The sequence below is a fragment of the Mesobacillus sp. genome, from assembly GCF_047739415.1.
In the GTDB taxonomy this organism is placed as follows: Bacteria; Bacillota; Bacilli; order Bacillales; family Cytobacillaceae; genus Mesobacillus.
Window position 1 is genome coordinate 1 of sequence record NZ_JBIQOE010000257.1, and the last position, 3,838, is coordinate 3,838.

Below are 3,838 nucleotides of genomic sequence, written 5' to 3' on the forward strand. Positions count from 1 at the left end.
CACAACCTGAACAAAATTCATTTTTCCTCATTTGGTTTTATTGTTATTCACATGTGGATAAGTTAAAATTAAATAAGTTTACTTTATGAGTTGTGGATAAATTCAGAGTTGCGAGGATTCCTTTCTTTTTTTCACTAAAGTGATGTGGTATTCTAGTAATTTGTAGAAAACAAACTTTAATCTTTTCATATAAATAATTTTTTTCGGAAAAAGCGGGGTGAGCAAATGGAATTTGATACGATTGCGGCGATTTCTACGCCGATGGGTGAGGGTGCGATTGCGATTGTCCGATTAAGCGGCGATCAAGCTTTTGAAATAGCAGACCGCCTTTTCAAAGGGGTGGGCAGCAAGAAGCTTAGTGAGGTGGCCTCGCATACAATCCATTACGGCCATCTGATTGATCCGAAAACGGGACAAGTTGCTGAAGAAGTAATGGTCTCTGTGATGAGAGGGCCGAAAACGTTCACGAAAGAGGATGTAGTCGAAATCAACTGCCATGGGGGTCTAGTTTCTGTAAACCGTGTGCTCCAGCTTGTTCTTAATCAGGGAGCGAGACTGGCGGAGCCGGGGGAATTTACAAAACGGGCTTTTTTAAATGGACGGATCGACCTTTCCCAGGCGGAGGCAGTTATCGACTTGATAAGAGCGAAAACAGACCGTGCGATGAACCTGGCACTTGGCCAGATGGAGGGACGCCTATCCAGGCTAATCCAGAAGCTGCGCCAGGAAATTCTTGAAATTCTTGCGCATGTGGAAGTGAACATTGATTATCCTGAGTATGACGATGTAGAGGAAATGACGCATAACATGCTTTTAGAGAAAGCGAAGTATGTAAAAGGTGAGTTGGAAAAGCTTCTGCAAACTTCACAGCAAGGGAAAATCCTTCGTGAAGGACTTTCAACTGTCATTGTTGGCCGCCCTAATGTAGGGAAATCTTCATTACTGAACAGTCTCGTCCATGAAAATAAAGCGATCGTAACAGACATCCCTGGTACGACCCGAGATGTCATCGAAGAATATGTGAATGTCCGCGGCGTGCCTTTAAGACTGCTCGATACCGCGGGAATACGGGAAACGGAAGATATCGTTGAACGAATCGGCGTCGAACGCTCTCGCCAGGTTCTGAAGGAAGCGGATTTGATATTGCTTGTTCTGAACTATTCGGATGAGCTTTCGGAAGAGGATCGGAACATTTTCAGAGCGGTGGAAGGCATGGATGTCATTGTCATCGTCAATAAAACCGACCTGCCGCAAAAAATCGATTTGGATGAAGTGAGGGAGCTTACGAAGGATTATTCGCTCGTAACGACCTCCTTGCTTGAGGACAAGGGAGTGGATGAGCTGGAAGAAGCAATTTCAAGCCTTTTCTTCTCAGGTGCGATTGAATCAGGCGATTTGACATACGTTTCGAACAGCCGACATATCGCGCTCCTCAACCAGGCTGTCCATTCGATTGAAGAAGCGGTCAGCGGCGTCGAAATGGGAACGCCAATTGATATCGTCCAAATCGATTTGACTCGTTCCTGGGAGCTGCTTGGCGAAATCATTGGTGAAAGTGTGCATGAAAGCTTGATTGATCAGTTATTCTCCCAGTTCTGTTTAGGGAAGTAAAAATAAAGAAATTATTTTCGAAAAACTTTCTATAAAGCTACGGCTAAATTGTGATATAGCGCTTTTGGACTATAAAGATTCTTTTTACTTATAGATTTGTATGCAGCATAAAAGGAGGCAGCAGGATGGGTTATGAAGCCGGAAGTTTTGATGTGGTTGTAGTTGGTGCCGGTCATGCGGGCGTTGAGGCGGCCCTTGCGCCGGCACGCATGGGTGCGAAAACCGCGATGATTACCATCAATCTTGATATGATTGCGTTCATGCCGTGCAACCCGTCAATCGGCGGACCTGCAAAGGGAATTGTTGTACGGGAAATTGACGCTTTGGGCGGCGAAATGGGCCGCAATATTGATAAAACATACATCCAGATGAGGATGCTGAATACAGGAAAGGGACCTGCAGTACGTGCGTTGAGGGCCCAGGCTGATAAATTCGATTATCAGAATGAAATGAAAAAGACGATGGAAAATGAAAAAAACCTTACATTGGTACAGGGCATGGTTGAGCGCCTGATCGTTGAGGACGGCGAATGCAAAGGGGTCATTACACAGACTGGAGCCATTTATCGCGCTAAGACGGTCGTGATTACGACTGGTACGTATATGCGCGGGGAAATTATCCTTGGCGAATTGAAATACTCAAGCGGTCCGAACAACCAGCAGCCGTCAATCAAGCTTTCGGAACATCTCGAGGAGCTTGGCTTTGATTTGGTTCGTTTTAAAACAGGAACACCGCCGCGTGTGCACAGCGACTCTATTGATTATTCTAAAACAGAAATCCAGCCTGGTGACGATGTTCACCGTGCATTTTCTTACGAAACGACGAAATACATTACCGATCAGCTTCCTTGCTGGCTGACTTATACGAATGAGCGTACACACCAGCTTATTGATGAGAATCTACACCGGTCCCCAATGTATTCCGGAATGATCAAGGGTACTGGCCCGCGCTATTGCCCATCCATTGAGGATAAGGTCGTTAGGTTCAATGACAAGCCGCGCCACCAGATCTTCCTGGAGCCAGAAGGAAGGAATACTCAGGAGGTTTATGTGCAGGGATTGTCAACGAGCTTGCCGGAAGAGGTCCAGCATAAAATCCTTCAGACAATACCTGGCCTGGAAAAGGTTCAAATGATGCGTGCCGGTTATGCAATTGAATATGATGCCGTCGTGCCGACGCAGCTTTGGCCAACACTGGAAACGAAACTAGTTAAAAACCTTTATACTGCTGGACAAATCAATGGTACTTCAGGCTATGAAGAGGCTGCCGGCCAGGGAATCATGGCTGGAATCAATGCGGGCAGAAGGGCTTTGGAAAAAGAGGAAGTCATCCTGAGCCGTGCTGATGCCTATATCGGTGTATTGATTGATGATCTTGTGACAAAAGGAACGAATGAACCGTACCGTCTATTGACATCAAGAGCGGAATACCGCCTGCTTCTGCGACATGATAATGCGGACCTTCGTTTGACCGAAAGAGGTTACGAAATCGGCTTGATTACCGAGGAACGCTACCAGAAGTTTTTAGCGAAAAAAGAAGCAATCGAAAGTGAGAAACAACGCCTTCAATCTATCATCATCAAACCGACAGCGGAAGTTCAAGAGTTGATTCGTTCGCTTGGAGGTAGTGAGTTGAAGGATGGCATCCGTGCTTCAGATTTATTGAAGCGTCCTGAGGTTTCTTATGAGCATATCAAGCAGCTCGTTCCTGCAGCTGGCGAACTTGATTTCGAAACAAAGGAACAGACAGAAATTCAAATCAAATATGAGGGATATATTGAGAAGTCGCTTCAGCAGGTAGAAAGGCTGAAAAAGATGGAAGACAAGAAAATCCCCGAGAATATTGATTACGATGCCATTTCTGGATTGGCGACAGAGGCTCGCCAAAAATTGAAAGAAGTACGTCCTCTAACACTGGCGCAAGCATCGAGAATCTCAGGTGTGAACCCTGCAGATATCTCAATTTTGCTTGTTTATCTGGAACAAGGGCGTATTGCACGGATCAAATAGTAAGTTTTTAAAAAAAGATAATAAAGTATAAATTTCACTTGAGAATTGTCCAGCTCCAGCGCCTAGCCCCTCGAGTCACTTGTCTAGCTGCGGCTCCTAACTCCTCGAGACGCTTCGGTCCTGCCAATGAAGTCAAAGAACGACTTCACTGTCAGGCCCTCCAGCGCTTGTCGGAGTTGAGCAGTCGCCTCCGCTTTTCGAATTGTCTAGTGTCGCCT

At 45.8% G+C, this 3,838-nt stretch carries 2 protein-coding genes; both read left to right on the forward strand.

What is annotated here, in order from left to right; genetic code table 11:
• Positions 1–225: 225 nt before the first annotated feature.
• Positions 226–1,611 (forward strand): tRNA uridine-5-carboxymethylaminomethyl(34) synthesis GTPase MnmE, encoded by a 1,386-nt coding sequence (gene mnmE / locus ACH0QE_RS20025; RefSeq protein ID WP_415802232.1) that lies wholly within the window; start codon positions 226–228, stop codon positions 1,609–1,611.
• Positions 1,612–1,736: 125 nt separating this feature from the next.
• Complete coding sequence (gene mnmG / locus ACH0QE_RS20030; RefSeq protein WP_415802233.1) at positions 1,737–3,620, forward strand: tRNA uridine-5-carboxymethylaminomethyl(34) synthesis enzyme MnmG; 1,884 nt, start codon at positions 1,737–1,739, stop codon at positions 3,618–3,620.
• Positions 3,621–3,838 lie beyond the last annotated feature (218 nt).

Coding starts and splice junctions, on each gene's coding strand:
- mnmG (WP_415802233.1), top strand. CDS start 1,737: ATGGGTTATGAAGCCGGAAGTTTTGATGTGGTTGTAGTTGGTGCCGGT.
- mnmE (WP_415802232.1), top strand. CDS start 226: ATGGAATTTGATACGATTGCGGCGATTTCTACGCCGATGGGTGAGGGT.